Source organism: Microcoleus sp. N9_B4 (assembly GCF_036701635.1).
Lineage (GTDB): Bacteria > Cyanobacteriota > Cyanobacteriia > Cyanobacteriales > Microcoleaceae > Microcoleus.
Genome location: NZ_JAUBRC010000060.1, coordinates 1 through 18,181 on the forward strand (window position 1 = coordinate 1; position 18,181 = coordinate 18,181).

At 44.9% G+C, this 18,181-nt stretch carries 12 protein-coding genes; 9 read left to right on the top strand and 3 right to left on the bottom strand.

The features are described from left to right. The coding region (locus QUA43_RS27045; RefSeq protein WP_333378242.1) for a group 1 truncated hemoglobin at positions 1 to 330 on the top strand (330 nt) is incomplete at its 5' end. Between the two features lie 549 nt (positions 331 to 879). Here QUA43_RS27045 and QUA43_RS27050 read toward each other — a convergent pair. Beyond that, positions 880 to 1,020, bottom strand: a complete 141-nt coding sequence (locus tag QUA43_RS27050) for a hypothetical protein (RefSeq protein ID WP_333378244.1) — start codon at positions 1,018 to 1,020, stop codon at positions 880 to 882. Positions 1,021 to 1,041: 21 nt separating this feature from the next. Here QUA43_RS27050 and QUA43_RS27055 point away from each other — a divergent pair, with 21 nt between their 5' ends. The 7 genes from QUA43_RS27055 to QUA43_RS27085 all read left to right on the top strand — a co-directional run bounded on the left by QUA43_RS27055 (position 1,042) and on the right by QUA43_RS27085 (position 14,136). After that, entirely contained in the window at positions 1,042 to 3,378 is a 2,337-nt protein-coding gene (locus tag QUA43_RS27055; protein WP_333378246.1) for a glycoside hydrolase family 31 protein, read from the top strand. A 253-nt stretch (positions 3,379 to 3,631) separates the two neighbouring features. After that, positions 3,632 to 6,253, top strand: a complete 2,622-nt coding sequence (locus QUA43_RS27060) for a site-specific DNA-methyltransferase (protein WP_333378248.1) — start codon at positions 3,632 to 3,634, stop codon at positions 6,251 to 6,253. A gap of 10 nt (positions 6,254 to 6,263) precedes the next feature. Then, positions 6,264 to 7,562, top strand: coding sequence for an AAA family ATPase (locus QUA43_RS27065; RefSeq protein WP_333378250.1), 1,299 nt, complete (start codon positions 6,264 to 6,266; stop codon positions 7,560 to 7,562). Between the two features lies 1 nt (position 7,563). Further along, positions 7,564 to 8,085 carry a hypothetical protein gene (locus QUA43_RS27070; protein ID WP_333378253.1) on the top strand — a complete coding sequence of 174 codons (522 nt, stop codon included), beginning with the start codon at positions 7,564 to 7,566 and terminating at the stop codon, positions 8,083 to 8,085. Positions 8,086 to 8,141: 56 nt separating this feature from the next. Continuing rightward, the gene (locus tag QUA43_RS27075; protein ID WP_333378254.1) at positions 8,142 to 10,967 is read left to right on the top strand and encodes a BPTD_3080 family restriction endonuclease; all 2,826 of its coding nucleotides are present in this window, start codon (positions 8,142 to 8,144) and stop codon (positions 10,965 to 10,967) included. 55 nt (positions 10,968 to 11,022) lie between these two features. Beyond that, positions 11,023 to 12,927 (top strand): ABC transporter ATP-binding protein, encoded by a 1,905-nt coding sequence (locus QUA43_RS27080; protein ID WP_333378257.1) that lies wholly within the window; start codon positions 11,023 to 11,025, stop codon positions 12,925 to 12,927. Between the two features lie 612 nt (positions 12,928 to 13,539). Continuing rightward, positions 13,540 to 14,136, top strand: coding sequence for a Uma2 family endonuclease (locus QUA43_RS27085; RefSeq protein ID WP_333378260.1), 597 nt, complete (start codon positions 13,540 to 13,542; stop codon positions 14,134 to 14,136). A gap of 129 nt (positions 14,137 to 14,265) precedes the next feature. Here QUA43_RS27085 and QUA43_RS27090 read toward each other — a convergent pair whose 3' ends face one another. After that, a complete protein-coding gene (locus QUA43_RS27090; RefSeq protein WP_333378263.1) occupies positions 14,266 to 14,688 on the bottom strand; it encodes a hypothetical protein in 423 nt (140 codons plus the stop codon). A 293-nt stretch (positions 14,689 to 14,981) separates the two neighbouring features. Between QUA43_RS27090 and gnd the strand changes: the two genes are divergently transcribed. Continuing rightward, positions 14,982 to 16,436 (top strand): decarboxylating NADP(+)-dependent phosphogluconate dehydrogenase, encoded by a 1,455-nt coding sequence (gene gnd / locus QUA43_RS27095; RefSeq protein WP_333378266.1) that lies wholly within the window; start codon positions 14,982 to 14,984, stop codon positions 16,434 to 16,436. A 166-nt stretch (positions 16,437 to 16,602) separates the two neighbouring features. Here gnd and QUA43_RS27100 read toward each other — a convergent pair whose 3' ends face one another. Further along, positions 16,603 to 18,087 (bottom strand): alpha-amylase, encoded by a 1,485-nt coding sequence (locus QUA43_RS27100; protein ID WP_333378268.1) that lies wholly within the window; start codon positions 18,085 to 18,087, stop codon positions 16,603 to 16,605. Between the last annotated feature and the right edge of the window lie 94 nt (positions 18,088 to 18,181).

Here is an 18,181-nt window from a genome sequence, read left to right on the forward strand (position 1 = left end):
ACACCGAGAGTTCAGCCTTGTGGCTGGAAACGCTATGTACGGGCTTTCACCGTGATTTACGTTTCAACGAATCGCACCGATCATACAGATATGGAAAAGCAGCGCCGCCATCAAACTGCTTTTATCTCTTATGCCCTCGGCGGCACCAAGCAATACTCAGGCCGTTCAATGGAGAAAGCACACGCAGGTTTGAATTTACAGCCTGAACACTTTGATGCAATTGTGAAGCATTTGACCGATGCAATAGTTGCCCACGGCGCGTCCCAAGAGGATCTCGATGAAGCGCTAGCTAAGGTAGCGACTTTGAAAGAGGCTGTTTTGTACAAGTAAGATCGAGTGAATGCAAGAGGGTTTTTGCAGCCACTAGAATAGTGATAAAAGTGGAGATTTCGTAATTATGCAGCGAAAGCTCCACTTTGTATTGTGCCGGATATAATGAACTGGGAAGATGCGAAGGAAGAGAATAGTTCACAATTGAGGCGAAGATGGCTAGAGTTATTTAACTGATATCCCGTATGAGTTATGGGAAGCAATGGCGCGATAGATATAGTCGCGGACTTAAGTTATTTCTGACATCTTGCACCGTTATCAAGAACAGGCAAGATGCCTGTTCCACAAAGACTAAACTTTCTTGTGGAACAGGCATCTTGCCTGTTCACAAAGCCGGATTGAGAAGGGTGCAAATTGTCAGTTATTTTTGACAAGCGAATTTCTTGATGGTACCCGCCACGTGATTTATCCGTGGAATCAATCCAAAATCTAAAATCTAAAATCCTCAAGCCCCCGAATTTATCCGTGGGGTCAATCCAAAATCTAAAATCTAAAATCTAAAATCGAATGACTGGGTTTATTGATACTTGTTTGATTTTTTATAGTAGCTTATTCGGCTAGCCACGGTATTGCTGAAGTATATTTCACCGTATTTGTTAATTTACTTGAAATGCTGACAAGTTGTATTCCTCCTTTAGCTAGATGACGGTAGTCAAGTGCGGCTTGCACGATCGGTTTACTAATTGCCAATTACCAATTACCAAATCGTATATGCCGCAATACTTTGGAAAACTTCAAAAAACCGAACAGCCTTGGTCAACAATCGGTTCGGTAGAATCCATAAATAAAACCGAGCGCACAATTCACTTTAATTGCGGCGAAACTTCCCTAAACATCATCATCCTCGCACCGAATTTAATCCGAGTGCGAATGTCCCCGACAGGTGAATTCAAAAGCCGATCGCACTCAATAACAGTCCCTGACGAAGAGTGGGAAATTACACCATTTGAAGTGCGAGAAACAGACGAAAAAATAGAAATTGAAACAGCGCAAATAAAGATTTCTGTCAAGCGATCTCGCGCTTCCATCGAATGCTTTGACAAATCAGGAAAACCCTTTGCTAGCGACTGCGATCGCAGTATGGGATGGCGCGCCGGCGCAACCGCAGGCTGGAAACGCATCGAAGCAGACGAGCACTTCTACGGTTTCGGACAACGCACCGGCTTTCTCGACAAACTCTCCGAAGTCAAGACAAACTGGACAATAGACGCGCTTGACTACAATTCCCTTAGCGATGAAATGTACCAGGCGATCCCATTTTACATCGCCCTGAATCCCGATCGCGCTTACGGCATCTTTTTCAACACTACATTTTGGAGTCAGTTCGACATCGGCGCCCAACAACCGGGAGTTTTGCGGATGGAAACCAGAGGCCCGGAACTCGACTACTACATCATTTACGGCCCGGAACCCGCCCAAATTCTCGCCACCTACACGCAGTTAACGGGCCGGATGCCGCTTCCGCCAAAATGGGCGCTGGGATACCACCAATGCCGCTGGAGCTACGACTCCGAGGACGTTGTGCGCGAGTTGGCCAAGGAATTTCGCGATCGGGCGATTCCCTGCGATGTCATCCACCTCGACATCGACTATATGAACGGCTACCGCGTTTTTACCTGGAGCCCGAAGCGTTTCCCCGATCCCGCGAAACTGATCGCAGACTTGACAGCAGCCGGTTTTAAGGTTGTCACGATTGTCGATCCCGGTGTCAAGTACGAACCGGAAGGGGATTATGAAGTATTCGATCAGGGTGTGGAAAATGACTATTTCGTCCGCACCGCAGAGGGAAGGCTATTCCACGGTTACGTTTGGCCGGAAAAAGCGGTGTTTCCCGACTTCTTGCGGCCAGAGGTGCGCGAGTGGTGGGGCGAATTGCACAAAAACCTTACAGATGTGGGCGTTGCGGGGATTTGGAACGACATGAACGAACCTTCGATCGCAGAACGGCCTTTTGGCGACGGCCACGAACACATCTGGTTTCCGCTGGATGCACCGCAAGGCCCGGAATCCGAGGGCGCCACCCACGCGGAAACGCACAATTTGTATGGGTTGATGATGGCGAAAGCTTGTTCGGAAGGGTTGCAAAAAGTGCGATCGGGCGAGCGATCTTTTGTGCTGACGCGATCGGGTTTTGCCGGCATTCAGCGTTACTCCTCGGTATGGATGGGCGACAATCAATCGCTGTGGGATCATTTAGAAATGTCGCTACCAATGCTTTGCAATATGGGGCTTTCCGGCGTGGCGTTTGTCGGTTGCGACATCGGGGGTTTTGCGGAGAATGCAACCGCCGAAATGTTCGCGCGGTGGATGCAGGTGGGGATGCTGTATCCCTTGATGCGCGGTCATTCGGCGATTAGTACGGCGCAGCATGAACCGTGGGTTTTTGGCGATCGCACTGAGAAGATTTGCCGCGAATACATGAATTTGCGCTATCAGTTGTTGCCTTATATTTACACGTTGTTTTGGGAAGCTGCGACGACGGGAACGCCGATTTTGCGACCGTTACTATATCACTTTCCGCGCGATCGGGCAACTTATCACCTTTACGATCAAGTATTACTCGGCCCGTCGCTGATGGCTGCACCCGTTTACCGGCCAGGGGTTGAGCATCGCGCTGTGTATTTGCCGGAGGGGACTTGGTACGATTGGTGGACGGGTGAATGCTATCAGGGCCCGATGCACATTTTAGCTTATGCACCTTTGGAGAGAATGCCGCTTTACGTGCGGGGTGGGGGCATAATTGCGATCGCACCTGTGAGGCAATTTGTCAGCGAAGAACCGCTTGAGTCATTAAAAATGCGAATTTGGCCCGGAAGCGGTGAATGGACGCTTTATGAGGACGACGGACACAGTTTTGAACATGAAAAAGGTGTCTGGGCAACGACTAATTACAAGGTGTATTTGGCAGGGGAAAAAATCATCGTTGAAATTGCCGCGCGCGAGGGTCAATTTTCGATTTCTGAACGCGAAGTTATGGTGGAAGTTGTTGGCGTTGGCGAACAGCGATTTACAGATGACGGTACGGCGCGGCGTTTGACATTTGGATAATTTTGGCATAAAGCGGTTTATGCTATGGTGGCATTCAGGGCGATTGCTCGATCTGGCAGAGTTTGAGATGGAAAGAGCGATCGTATCCCTCGATCGAGCGATCGCCTGTGATTCCATTGTGGCTAGATAAAATTCATTTCAAGAATAGCCAAGATGTTAGCAGGCTAGAGCAATCCCAAAAAACATCTAACAAATTTGCCAAAGGTGTGGCATAAAGTGTAAGGTAAAGGTTTTGAGGGTATAAGGAAGTCGCATGGCGAGGCAAAAGAAACCTGACCAAAGAGCGATCGGGCAGTACAAGCACGAAAACCAACAAAGAGTCAATAACCCACCCGTCGGACTGGTTACGCCAGACACCGATCCAGATGGGGATAGCAAACAATATGCCTACGATCCTCATCTTGACCCTCAGTTAGTTTGGGCTGGAAAAGTAGAACATACTAGCTTTGAAGTCCCTACAGTTTCGCTGCACGTTCACGAACGCATCGATCCGCGCAGCATTATTGAAGCTGTACGGAAGCGTAACCCAAATGAAGGTGTACAGTTATCTCTATTTGAGCAACCAGAGGAAAATCTACCGATTCGACAGGCGATCGAGTTTTACAAGCACAAGCATAATTGGAGCAACCGCTTAGTTGCTGGAGACTCGCTGTTAGTGATGAATTCCCTATTAGAAAAAGAGGGAATGGCGGGACAAGTGCAGATGATTTATTTCGATCCGCCCTATGGGATTAAATATGGCTCGAATTTTCAGCCGTTTGTGAATAAGCGGGATGTGAAAGATGGGAAAGATGAGGATTTGACTCAAGAACCGGAAACCATTAAAGCGTTTCGGGATACTTGGGAGTTGGGCATTCATTCATATTTAAGCTACTTAAGGGATCGCTTGTCATTGGCAAGCGAGTTACTCTCAGAAAGCGGGAGTATTTTTGTTCAAATAGGTGAGGAGAATGTGCATCTTGTTCGTCAACTAATGGATGAAGTTTTTAATAACAAAAACTTTGTTACACAAATTGCGGTCAAACGTCCTACTACTGCAAAACTATTTATAAGAAACAATTTTTATTATATAATTTGGTATAGTAAAGATAAAGATAAAACTAAGTACAAGAAAGTTTTTCTACAACGACAACAAGACGATCTACCAGGATTTGAAAAGAAGTCTTTAGGAATGGAATCAAAAGATGAAAACATAAGTAAGAATGTTACTATTGAAGATAGAAATAATTTTAAAAAATTACAAGAACAATGGAACTTCTATCAATTAGACAATTTGATTTCTGCTGGAGAAACTAAGTCCAAATTCCAAGTAAACTTTGCAGGTAAGATATTTAATTGTTCTTCTGGTAATCACTGGAAAACTAGCTATGAGGGAATACAAAAGCTTATCGCAGCAAATCGTATTGAAGCGCGTGGTAATACCCTTTGTTATAAAAACTATTTAGATGACTTTCCAGTTGTTGAAATTGGAAATCTTTGGGAGGACACAGCAGGCCCAAACAAAGATGTCATTTATGCTGTACAGACAAAAGATACGGTTATTGCTCGTTGTGTTTTAATGGCTACTGATCCAAGCGATCTGGTTTTAGACATTACCTGTGGTTCAGGAACAACAGCCTACGTTGCCGAACAATGGGGACGCAGATGGATTACCTGTGATACTTCGCGAGTAGCAATAACGCTGGCAAGACAACGTTTGATGACTGCAACCTTTGACTATTACCAACTGGCACAACCACAAGAAGGTGTAAGCAGCGGATTTAAATACAAAACCGTCCCTCACATCACTCTCAAATCTATTGCCAATAATCCCGAAATCCGGGAAGGTATGAAGCGAATACAAATAGAGCAAGCTATTAATAAATATGCCGATCAAGAAACCCTCTACGATCAACCCTTGATAGATAAATCCAGAGTCAGAGTTACAGGCCCATTTACAGTCGAGGCAGTCCCCGCCCCCATAGTCAAACCAATTGATGATGTTATCAATCCACCCGTTGCTGACCAATCAATTGCCCGTTATGGCGAAACTCTGCGACAATCAGAATGGCGTGATGAAATGCTAAAAACAGGAATTCGCGGTAAAAACGGGCAATACATCCTGTTTTCGCGAGTCGAAGCTTTACCCGGTACTCGCTGGCTTCATGCCGATGCCGAAACTAAACCTAACGATTTGGGAGCAAATACTGTCAAAGAATCTGGCGGCACTTATGATAAACCAATGCGAGTTGTGATTTCTTTCGGGCCAGAACACGCTCCCCTAGAACAACGCCATGTTAACCAAGCTATTGAAGAAGCACAAACTTTAGTACCCAAACCTAAATTAATTATCTTTGCCGCCTTCCAGTTTGACCCTGAAGCTGCCAAAGACATCGACGAAACCAACTGGCCGGGTGTCACGCTTCTGAAAGCACAAATGAACATGGATATGCAGACAGAAGACCTTAAGAAAAAACGCGCTAGTAACGATAGCTTCTGGCTGATGGGTCAACCAGATGTCGCCCTCCGCCGCATCAACAGAGGAGAAGATGCAGGTAAGTGGGAAGTAGAAGTTCACGGCTTCGATTACTACAACACCAAGACTGGAAATATCGAGTCTGGCAGCGTTGAAAAAATTGCCGTATGGATGTTAGATATCGATTATGATGGCAGAAGCGTTTTCCCGCGTCAGGTTTTCTTCCCGATGGCAGGAGAAAAAGATGCTTGGTCGCGTCTAGCCCGCAATCTGAAGGCAGAAATTGACGAGGATTTAATTGAGTCTTATCAAGGGAGTGTCTCGTTGCCATTTGAAATCGGCGAGTATCAGCGCGTTGCTGTCAAGATTGTGGACGATCGGGGCATCGAGTCATTGAAAATTATTAATTTAAAGGATTAAGCTAATACGAATGTTTAAGAGTATCAAAGTAGAGAACTTTAGAGCTTTTAGCGAAGAAATTTATGTTCGCCTCCGACCGATTACTATTCTTATCGGTGCTAATAGTGCTGGAAAATCAACCCTAATTAAGTTTCTCCTGATGTTGCGACAAACACTTGAAACAAGTGAAGACGCTTTTTTAGTAACCGAAGGTAGGCACGTTCATCTTGGCTCTTTTCAAAATCTTAAAAATAGCAATTATGCAAGTCGTTCTTTAAAGTTTGAGTTGCAGTTAGAAACCCGTGATTTACCCTCTGTTACTCTTCAAAAGTTAAGGGAGCAAATTAGAAAGAGTAAATTGGTTAAGGAACCAGGTAGCGATCGGTCTGAGTTAAAGATTGAGATAGACAGGCTGGATACACGCAAAAACACTGATTTAGCCTTGTTTCGGATCTTGGCTTCTGTTACATACGGTAAAATACCCGATCGAGGAACTCATACTGTTTGCGGTGAAATTAATGGGAAAAGGATTTTTAAAGCTCAATCTAGGAATTTACGCAGAGCAGGATTTTTATCATTTCCTCCTGAATCCGACAATCCGCAAGAGTTAATTAATACTTCATTGGATGACATATTTTTACAAGGTCTTAGATACGAAATGCGCTCATTTCAGCACCTATCTCCCATTCGTGAAGAATCCGAAAGAGCTATTGTTCTTGCTAGCCCTCCACCAAATGATGTTGGGCATATGGGGGAATTTGCTATGCCACATTTACAACGCATTTTAACTGAAGACGGTGAAAAAGCAGCTTTCGTTAAGAAACATATTGAAGCTGTGGCAGAAATTGAAGATTTAAAGTTTGAGTCTTCAATGCAAGGATATATTTCTCAATGTCGCGCTCGAAACAAAAGAACGGGTGCTGAGGCTTATTTAGCAGACTTTGGTTTTGGTGTTAGTCAATGTATACCAATCTTTGTACAAGGAGCCTTATTGAACAAAGGACGACTCTTAATTGTTGAACAGCCTGAAGCTCAACTTCATCCAACAGCACAACTTGAGATTGGTTCATTTTTTGCTGACTTATGGAATGAACGAAAAGTACCTTCTTTAATCGAAACTCATAGCGAAAATATTATTCTCAGACTTCGCTTACTAATTTCTAAAGGTCAATTAAAGTCGGAAGATGTTTCAATCGCCTACTTCCATACAGAAAATAAAGTGGTAAAAGTGAAAAACTTAGATATTAACCCAGATGGAAGCTTTGAAAAGGGTTTGCCAATGGAATTTTTTGGCAGGGATTTGATAGAAGCACTTCAAATGGGGGTTTAAAATGTCAGAAGAGACTCAACTTTTACCGATAGTGATTGACACAAACGTATTTGTTCACCTATTGAATCCCGAGAAAAATGTCAACAAGCACATCAATCTGTTGCTAGTGAAACTTCACGATACGCATCAGCTACAAATTGATAAAGATGAAAAAATCAAAGCTGAATATGCTCATAAACTTACTGAGGCTATTAAAAATGCAAGTGAATTGGGTACTGAAAAATTTATTTTAGAGCTTTGGATTAATAAAAAGTCCATGCGGTCGCTTGAAGTGGAGCCACCCGACAATCTAAAGAATTTTGTCAAGCAAGTTATAAACGACCCTACTAAAAGAGTGGATAGATATCTTGTAGAAACTGCTGCCTTGAGTAATTGCGATTTAGTCACTAATGATGAAACAGATATCTTAAATAATGCTCAAACCCTTAAAAAAGAACTAAAAAAAATGACCGGTGTAAAATGTAAAAATATCCGCTTTATGAGTTCCCAGGATGCTTGGAGCGAATATGGCCCAATCAGTTAAGTGCTTTTAAACAGATGAGAACCTTTTGAAGAGACTGTTTCCGATGGACAAAGATTATGACTGCTAAATCGACAATTGATCAACTAATCATTAATTCTCCCTACGAGGAGCCAAAACAATATTGGCACTACGATCGCACTTCTCGCCTCTTCAACCGTGCAGAGGGAAGACGACCCGCAGGCTATATCATTGCTTCCGAAAGCTCCAAAACCTTCGACGATCCAGGGAAATTTGTCGAAATTCCTCTAGTTAACCAAATCCGTCCTCGCGTCAAAGCTTGGTGCGATGAAGGACACCCAGGCGTTACAGGCGTTACCAAGCGTCTGCTAGAACACTGGAACAACTCTGAAGAACGGGACTTTCCCTTCTTTTTTTGTCAGTTAGAAGCCATAGAAACCCTAATCTGGCTAACGGAATCCCCCCCGTCTGAAAAAGTTGGTATCGATATTCCTTCCGATGGGGGAAACTTCAAACGCCTGTGTTCCAAAATGGCAACAGGTTCCGGCAAAACAATCGTCATGGCGATGTTAATTGCATGGCAAATCCTGAATAAAGTTACCTATCCCCAAGACTCCCGCTTTTCCAAAGCTATTTTTGTAATTGCCCCCGGACTTACAGTTAAGAATCGTCTGCAAGTTCTGCTTCCCTCTGCTGAAAATAGCTACTACGAAATTTTCAATATCGTGCCTATTGGCTTATTCGATCAACTTCGTCAAGGCAAAGTTTTAATCCGTAACTGGCACACTTTAAACTGGGAAACTGAGGAGCAAATTAAAAAGAAAAAAGGAGTTGATAAACGTGGTGCAAAAAGTAACGAAGCCTACGCACGGGATGTTTTAGGCGAACTTGCCAACTCCAGCAACATAGTTGTCATCAACGACGAAGCACACCACGCATGGCGCATTCCGGCTGAATCCAAAGTTAAAGGTGTCAGCAAAGAAGACTTAGATGAGGCAACTAAGTGGGTTGGTGGGTGCGATCGCATCCACCAAGCTAGAAAAATCCTGACCTGCTTTGACTTCTCTGCCACACCCTTCGCCCCGTCTGGTAAAAAGAGTTCAGAAGAAGCTTTATTTGGCTGGATTGTCAGTGATTTTGGCTTAAATGATGCGATCGAATCTGGCTTAGTCAAGACTCCCCGCGTTGTGATTCGCGACGATGCAAGACTCAACGTGCAAGATTTCAAATCCCGTCTTTACCATCTTTATCGAGATCCAGAAGTTTACGATGATGTAAATCGTAAAGCCAAGCCCAATGAATCGCTTCCTGATTTGCTCAACAACGGCTACCTCTTACTCGGAAAAGATTGGCTGGAAACTGCGAAAGCATGGAAAGAATCTGGGCATAAAGTTCCACCAGCAATGATTTCGATCGCCAACCGTACCGAAACTGCTGCCCGAATCAAATATGCCTTTGACCATAACAAAATTCAGGTCGAAGAACTCTGCATTCCAGAATACACCCTACACATAGATTCTAACGTTCTGAAAATGGCAGAATCCCAAGAGGAAAGCACTGAGATACAAGACACAAACCCAGAGACTGCCGAAGATGATAACTCTGATGATGAGCCTATTCGCAAACTTTCTAAGAAAGAACAGGCAGAACTTTTACGGCAAATGGTGGATACGGTTGGTCAAGTTGGGAAGCCTGGGGAACAGATTCAAAATGTCATCTCAGTTGGGATGCTGTCTGAAGGCTGGGACGCTAAAACTGTAACGCATATTATGGGGATTCGCGCATTCACCAGCCAACTTCTCTGCGAACAAGTGGTAGGTAGAGGTTTGCGGAGAACTGCTTACGACATCAATCCAGAAACAAACCTACTTGAAGCCGAATATGTCAATATTTTTGGTGTTCCTTTCACATTTCTTCCCCACGAATCCGATGATGGAACTCCACCTCCCCCCCCTACTCCTAAAACTGAAATTAAACCCGATCCTGAAAAGCAGCACTTTGAAATAAGCTTTCCAAATATCGTTCGCATTGATTACATTTATAAACCTGAACTCAAACTAAATATGTCTCAAGTTGAGACTTTACAGTTAGATGCCTATGACAATAGCACACTAGCAGAACTCGCTCCTATTGTGGATGGCAAACCAGATGTGACTAAAATTAAGGCGATCGACCTAGAAGATTTGGGTCGCAAATTTCGGATGCAAAAAATTGCCTTTGAGGTTGCTAGGGACATCTTCGACCAGATGAAACCGACTTGGAAAGGCAATCGAGAATACTTACTAGCAAAACTGATTCGATTAGTCCAAGAATTTATACACTCAGATTTTATCCAAATTACTCCCCCATTATTCAATCGAGACGAAATTCGACGGCGTATCCTGATCACTCTTAATCTGAGAAAAGTCGTTCAACACATCTGGAACGCTATTTATTTAGAAAATACAGAAAGAATTGAACCAGTTTTTGATCCAGTTCATCCAATTCGATCTACAGGTGATATGCGTTCCTGGTACACAGGTAAACCTTGTGAGTACACTCGTAAATCTCACATCAACTGCTGCGTCTTTGACAGTACATGGGAAGCCAGCGAAGCCTACGAACTCGATCGAGAAAGAAACGATCGTATTGTAGATGCTTGGGTGAAAAACGATCACCTGGGATTTGAGATTCTCTATATTTTTGGCGGAGTTGTGCGGAAATATCGCCCCGACTTTATAGTTCGTCTGAAAAATGGCAATTTTTTGATTCTGGAAACCAAAGGGCAACCAACTCGACAAGATGAAGCCAAATGGGGATTTCTCGATCAGTGGATTAAAGCTGTTAACCAGCATGGTGGTTTTGGTCATTGGCAACGTGCAGTCTCAAGACATCCATCTGACGTTAGGCTAATCTTGGAGAAACCTGCATTTCAGTTGAGATAAAGTTACTATAATATAGCGTCCGGGGATGACTAGACCCGACACCTACCCACACACTATGCAACCGATCCAAATTACCACCTTCCAAGCTTTGTGGCGCAGCCTCGACCTGATAATCAAAGCCGCACCAATTGAACTCCGCAATATAATAATACTCAACATCATCGGCGGTGCTGCCCCATCTGCCGTGCTTTTTTTAGATAAATTAATCATTGATGAAGTATCTCGGTTGCTGTCGCAAACCCAAACAGCACAGCCCTTTGCTTTGATGCTTTCCCGGCCAATATTGCTGTGGAGTATTGCCGGAGTCTTAAGTCTTAGGTTAGTCGGCGATGCCCTAGACACAATGAGCTCTTTTGCAGCGACATCTTTGCGCGATCGCGTTCAAGGCTTTGTCGAAGGCAAAGTCCTCGAAAAAGTCGCCAATTTCGACGATATTGCCCTGTTTGAAAACCCGGAACTATTAAATATAGTAGAACTCGCAAAAACCGGAGTATTCAAAATACAGCAACTAGCATTTACCATCAGCATGACCATCACGGGAATTTTTATATTTATTCCATCGATAGGCCTTGCTGCAGCGATAGCTTGGTGGGTGCCAGTGGTGATGTTGATTTCATCCTGTCCCTCAATTTACATCCAAAGAAAATATAGCAAAATCATCTGGAGAGTTCAAAGAAAGCAAGCTAAAATCAGCCGCGAGATGAACTTATCCGCTAGAGTCCTGACGGGCGAAGAATATGCTAAAGAATTGCGTTTGTTTGGCTTGCAGGAACTTTGGCTCAAACGCTGGCAGGGTCAATTTTTGCAATTTTTTAGCGAGATGCAGCAAATCCGAAAAAAAGGAGCAATTGTTTTACTTTTGTGGTCAGTGTTTAGTAGAATCGGAGTAGCTTTGCCATTTGTTTATGTGGTAATGGGAGCTTTGGGTGGTCGCTATACTTTGGGAGATTTGGCGCTGTATTCGGGTTTGATTGTTCAGGTGGAGCAAAGTTTGCAATTACTTATAGGTAATTATGCTAATTTGTACGATATCTCTCTCGGTGTTACTCCGATTTTTCAACTTTTGGAACTCAAACCCGAATTGCAGTCTCCGCTTGTGGATGTGGCATCTCGCCTGCCTAGTTTACTAGAGGGCGGGCAAGATGCCCGCCCCACAAATCAAGTATCAGACCACGGGCAAGATGCCCGTGCCACAAAAGATAAAATTGGTATCGAGATTAAGCATCTATCTTTCTGCTATCCAGGTAGCAATAAAAGCACGGTTGAAGATATCAACTTAACCATTAATCCGGGGGAAATGCTAGTGCTTGTTGGTGAAAATGGCGCGGGTAAAACAACTCTTGGCAAACTCCTCGGCCGCCTGTACGACCCGACAAGTGGTACGATCGCCTGGAACGGCAAAGATTTGCGATCGTACTCTCTAGCATACGTGCGATCGCGCATCGCCGTCGTCATGCAAGATTACGCCCGTTTCCCCTCCACAGTCCGCGAAAACGTCGGTTTCGGCGACTTGCTTTCACTGTCAGATGACAGTGCAATTAACGAAGCTATTTCTGAAGCAGGAATTGCAGCTAAAGTCAACAGTTTAGAGCAAGGTTTAGAGACACCGTTGGGGAAACAATTAGAAGACGGCATCGACTTATCCGGGGGACAGTGGCAAAGAATTGCGATCGCCCGCGCCTTAATGCGGCTTTCTACAGCCGAAGTGCTAATTTTTGACGAACCAACCGCCGCCCTCGACCCCAAGACAGAACACGAAATTTACAGCATTTTCCGCCAAATAGCCGCCGGGAAAACCACGATTGTCATCAGTCACAGATTGGGATTGGCCAAAATTGCCGATCGTATCGCCGTCATGGAAAACGGTAAAATAGCAGAAATAGGAACTCACGACGAATTGATAGCATCAAACGGAATTTACTGCTCAATGTTTACCCGTCAAGCTAGCAGCTATATTTAGAGTGAAATAAACATTCCGCCAGGGGTTAAAACCCCTGTCGAGAGAGCGAAAGTCGGTTGAAACCGACTGGGGAGATATTGCAATGCTTGTTCAAAAATGAGTCTTTCAGTCCTCTTTGAGAGAACTTTTGCTATGAGACGGGGGTTTTCAACCCCCGGCGGACTTGTGGGTTAGCGTGGGGAATTGGGCGCGGGTGATTGTGATAAATTATCGCGGATTTGCCATCTAATTTCTCTCCTTATGTGGCGATAAACCGAGTTTCTGCGACAATGTTCAGTGGAGTACGAGAAATATCGGAAGAAACCCGGTTTCTGGGATGATTGTGCGAGATAGATTTATGATAGATTAATCTCATTTGTTTTGTGGCAAAGTCTCGATCCCCCCTAGCCCCCCTTAAAAAGGGGGGGACAAAAGTCAAATACAAATTCCCGCTTCTTAACGAGGGGACAAAAGTTCGATTCAAAGTCCCCCTTCTTAAGGGGGATTTAGGGGGATCTAGCCTTCGAGGTAAAGCAGAGATACCTGTTTTACTGTTGAATGCGATCTTTTTGAGAAAATTGTCAGAAAGTGCGAGCTATAATAAAACCAACCTAGTTGGCGATAATATCAACGATGGAAACTATAACTCTCAACCTACCTGCAGCCGTCGCTTTAACCGACGAACAATTTTATCAATTGTCCATCGCTAATGAAGAGTGGCGATTAGAACAAACCCCCGAAGGAGAACTAATTATTATGCCTCCAACAGGCGGCGAAAGCGGCATCAGAAATTCGGATTTGACTACAGACCTAAATTTGTGGAATCGTCAGACTCGATTGGGAAAAGTCTTTGACTCTTCCACTGTCTTTCAATTACCCAACGGTGCGAAGCGTTCCCCTGATGCTGCTTGGGTACTCCTAGAACGCTGGGAAGCATTATCCGCAGAAGATAAGCGCAGGTTTCCTCCCCTGTGCCCGGACTTTGTAATTGAATTGCGATCGCAAAGTGATTCCCTAGAAACATTGCGCGCTAAAATGCGGTATTATCGAACAAACGGCTGTCGTTTAGGTTGGCTAATTGACCCCCAAACGCCTTTAGTAGAAATCTATCGCTTGTCTGAAGATGTAGCAGAAGTGATTAATTTCTCTTTTGACCAACCGCCTACACTTTCGGGTGAAGATGTACTTCCCGGATTTCTTCTAGATATTACACCTATTCTCAATCCTTGAATCTAGATCAAGAACTGTCGCCCAAGTGGCGAGAAACCGGGTTTCTGCGACAATTTGGGTTGAGTACGAGAAATAAGGGAAGAAACCCGGTTTCTGAGATGAGCCTCCATCCACAAAAATGATGAGCAATTATCTCCCCGTCAACGTATCCGCATAAGGATCGGGCAAAGCTTGCTGCACCTCCAAAAGCGGCAAAGGATCTCCAGTCAACGGTTGGCTAATCAAATTTTTTTTTACCCCATCCCCCTTGCGATCGCGCTCTTGCAAATGCGATAATTCCTCTTGATAAACCGCAACAATCCGCGCCAAACTCCCCGCCAAATCATCCCAATTATCATCTCCCACCAACTTCTCCGAAATTCCCTCAAATAACTCTCCCGCTTGCCTTTTTTGAACATAAGCTTTCAAAAGCTTTCCCGACTTTTGCAAAACGGCCTGATAAATATCCCCATCAGACCACCACAGCCCCTGTTGACTCAGGAGCCAAGTCAAAATATACTCGCGAGCGTGTTGCTCCTTCACCCAGGCCGCGAGATACTGCAAATCTTCCATAGTTACAACAGTCTCCTCAATTTGCCTCAAAATGTCCGCTTGTTTGTATCTACCGTTACTGCGATCGACATAATACCTGCCTTATCATCACCTGTCCGCGTCATTAATATGCCTTAAATCTTAAAAAAACCCTACTGATTTACCAAACAGCAATTCTGAGAATATAAAAATAAACCTAAACCTCCTAGGTCTATTGTCCAATACTTTTAGTCCACCGGAAAGCGGTACACCCCGCCTCGCTTTCCTCTCTCGCAAACCTATCATCAAGCGGGAACAACCAGCGGGTTATTAGCATGACAAAGCAAAATTTTGGTTTAATCGGTCTAGCAGTGATGGGCGAAAACCTAGCGCTCAACGTCGAAAGCAGAGGCTTCTCCGTGGCTGTATACAACCGCACCGCAGCCAAAACCGACGACTTCATGGCCCAACGCGCCCCCGGCAAGAACATTGTAGCCGCCAAGACTCTGACAGAATTCGTCGATGTCCTAGAAACCCCGCGCCGAATCTTAGTCATGGTGCAAGCTGGGAAAGCCGTAGATGCAGTCATCGACCAGCTCAAACCCATGCTGTCACCGGGCGACATGATTATTGACGGCGGCAACTCGCTCTACGACGACACCGAACGCCGCACCAAAGATTTAGAATCGATGGGACTGGGATTTGTGGGCATGGGCATCAGCGGCGGCGAAGAAGGCGCGCTCAACGGTGCTAGTTTGATGCCCGGTGGCACGCGAACAGCTTACGGCCTACTAGAGCCAATTCTCACCAAAATTGCCGCTCAAGTAGATGACGGCCCCTGCGTCACATTCATCGGCCCTGGTGGCGCTGGCCACTACGTGAAGATGGTTCACAACGGCATTGAGTACGGTGATATGCAGCTCATTGCTGAAGCCTACGATTTGCTCAAAAACGTTGGTGGATTGAACGGCCAGCAGTTGCAGGAAGTTTTTGCCGAATGGAATACCACAGACGAACTCAACTCGTTTTTGATTGAAATTACGGCTAACATTTTCAAGTATATTGACCCGGAAACTAAGCAACCCTTAGTTGAGGTAATTATGGACGCAGCCGGTCAAAAAGGCACCGGCCGCTGGACTGTTATGAGTGCTTTGGAATTGGGCGTGAGCATTCCCACAATTATCGCTGCTGTGAATGCGAGAATCATGTCTTCTTACAAAGACGAGCGCGTTAAAGCTTCCCAAGAACTGACCGGGCCTAGCGGCAAGTACGAAGGCGATACTAAAGAGTTTGTGAATAAAGTCCGGGATGCGCTTTACTGCTCGAAGATTTGCTCTTACGCGCAAGGTATGGCACTTTTGAGCGCGGCTTCTAAGTCGTACAACTATGACTTGAGTTTGAGCGAAATTTCCCGAATTTGGAAGGGTGGCTGTATTATTCGAGCTGGGTTTTTGGATAAGATTAAAACAGCTTTCAAGGACGATCCCACTTTGCCTAATTTGCTGTTAGCGCCGGAGTTCAAACAGAGCATTCTCGATCGCCAATCGGCTTGGCGAGACGTGTTAGCTACTGCTTGCCAACTGGGGATTGCAGTGCCAGCCTTTAGCGCTTCGCTGGACTATTTTGACAGCTATCGGCGCGAAAGATTGCCGCAAAACCTCACGCAAGCTCAGCGGGATTATTTCGGGGCTCACACCTACGAGCGCACGGACAAACCGCGCGGCGAATTCTTCCACTCAGAGTGGACGCAGACTGCTAAAGAGTCGCTGCAAACTGGTAGTACGGACTAATTAGTTTTTGTAGGGTGCGTTTCGGCGCACCTTACAGATAGACAATCAGATTACTGCTAATATCAAATCCGTTAGCATCGGAATAGTAAATTCGAGTTCACTGTTGACTGTTCACTGTTGACTGTTCACTGTCAACATCATTCCGGTGTAACCGGAAATGATATAACTAATCTTTTTCCTGAACCCACACCGATACTGAACCGCCTTGACAGCGAAACTCGCCCCAACCCCACTCGTTAGTAGAAACAGGTTCCTGAATATGCCCTGTTAAATCCACAAACTTAGCATGAGGTTTACCAACTTCCATCCACTTGAAACCCTCCGGGCCGTCACTCATAATTACTGCCATTGCCTGTGGATGTTTCCCATTGCCCAATCTCGTCCAGCCAACTGTATTCCAATGATCGAAATAGTCATATTGAGGGCCGTAGGCGAAGTGTTTACGAGCATGGAGAAACTTGTCAATTAGCGATCGATGAGATGGCAGAAAAATCTTATACCGATTGCCGTCACGCCCCCAATCTTCATATTCTGCACCGTAATAATCGCCGTAGAAAACGCAGGGATAACCTTCTCTTCGCAATAGAATAATCGCATAAGCAAGAGGTTTAAACCAGGGTTCCACCACCGATTCAAGTGCTTGCAACGGTTGGGAGTCGTGGTTTTCGACAAACGTTACTGCATGAGCCGGTTGCTGCTGCATCATTGTACCGTCTAAGATGCGCCGCATATCGTAGTTACCGCCCTGTTGGCTGGCGTAATGAAAGTTGTAATGCAGTGGCACATCAAAAACTGACATTTTGCCCTTAACTGAACCGACATACCAGTGCAGAATATCGATATTTGGTGCCCAATACTCACCGACAACAAACAAATCTTTACCGACATATCGCTCCATTTCATCCAACCATTCCGCAAAAAACCAAGACGATATGTGCTTGATTGCATCTATACGGAAACCGTCGGCACCTGTTGTGTCCAGATACCACTTACCCCAGCGTGTAATTTCATCTCGTACCGATTGATCCTGGAAATCCAGATCGCACCCCATTAAATATGCAAAATTGCCATTTTCTAGGGCAACATAGTCATCAAAAAATTTCCCTTCTACCAAATAGACTGTACTGCGATCGTCTTTATTGTACTCGTTGTAGTCTACGGCGTCAAAATGCCACCAGTGCCATTCAAATTGGGAATATTTACCTTTGCGTCCGGGAAAGTTAAAATTGGTGTAGCTTTTGATTTCTTGCAACCAACCTTTGGGATTTAGCCGATCGTGGTAAGGATAAGGAGTTGCCTTAAATATCTCTGCTTTATCTGCACCCATTTTGTGGTTGATAACTACATCGCCATAGACTTGGATCTGAGATTTGTGCAGGGCTGCGATCGCATCCAAATATTGCTGCTTAGTACCATATTTGGTGCGAATTGAACCTTTTTGGTTGAATTCTCCCAAATCAAATAAGTCGTAAACCCCATATCCAACGTCGCTTTGCCCCCCAATTCCTTTGTAAGCTGGGGGCAGCCACAGTGCGGTAAAACCCGCATCTGCCAATTCTTTCGCTTGATTTTTCACCTCATCCCACAGGGTTCCTCGATCGGGAATGTACCAGTGGAAATATTGCATCATCGTGCCGTTGATATCTGCCATTTTTCACCCTTGCCTTGAGATGATACTGACAATTTAAGGCGATCTTAGGCTACAGCATTGCCCATTGTCACGGTATCCGCATTAATTTTTTCTA

Coding starts and splice junctions, on each gene's coding strand:
- QUA43_RS27055 (WP_333378246.1), top strand. CDS start 1,042: ATGCCGCAATACTTTGGAAAACTTCAAAAAACCGAACAGCCTTGGTCA.
- QUA43_RS27060 (WP_333378248.1), top strand. CDS start 3,632: ATGGCGAGGCAAAAGAAACCTGACCAAAGAGCGATCGGGCAGTACAAG.
- QUA43_RS27065 (WP_333378250.1), top strand. CDS start 6,264: ATGTTTAAGAGTATCAAAGTAGAGAACTTTAGAGCTTTTAGCGAAGAA.
- QUA43_RS27070 (WP_333378253.1), top strand. CDS start 7,564: ATGTCAGAAGAGACTCAACTTTTACCGATAGTGATTGACACAAACGTA.
- QUA43_RS27075 (WP_333378254.1), top strand. CDS start 8,142: ATGACTGCTAAATCGACAATTGATCAACTAATCATTAATTCTCCCTAC.
- QUA43_RS27080 (WP_333378257.1), top strand. CDS start 11,023: ATGCAACCGATCCAAATTACCACCTTCCAAGCTTTGTGGCGCAGCCTC.
- QUA43_RS27085 (WP_333378260.1), top strand. CDS start 13,540: ATGGAAACTATAACTCTCAACCTACCTGCAGCCGTCGCTTTAACCGAC.
- QUA43_RS27090 (WP_333378263.1), bottom strand. CDS start 14,688: ATGGAAGATTTGCAGTATCTCGCGGCCTGGGTGAAGGAGCAACACGCT.
- gnd (WP_333378266.1), top strand. CDS start 14,982: ATGACAAAGCAAAATTTTGGTTTAATCGGTCTAGCAGTGATGGGCGAA.
- QUA43_RS27100 (WP_333378268.1), bottom strand. CDS start 18,087: ATGGCAGATATCAACGGCACGATGATGCAATATTTCCACTGGTACATT.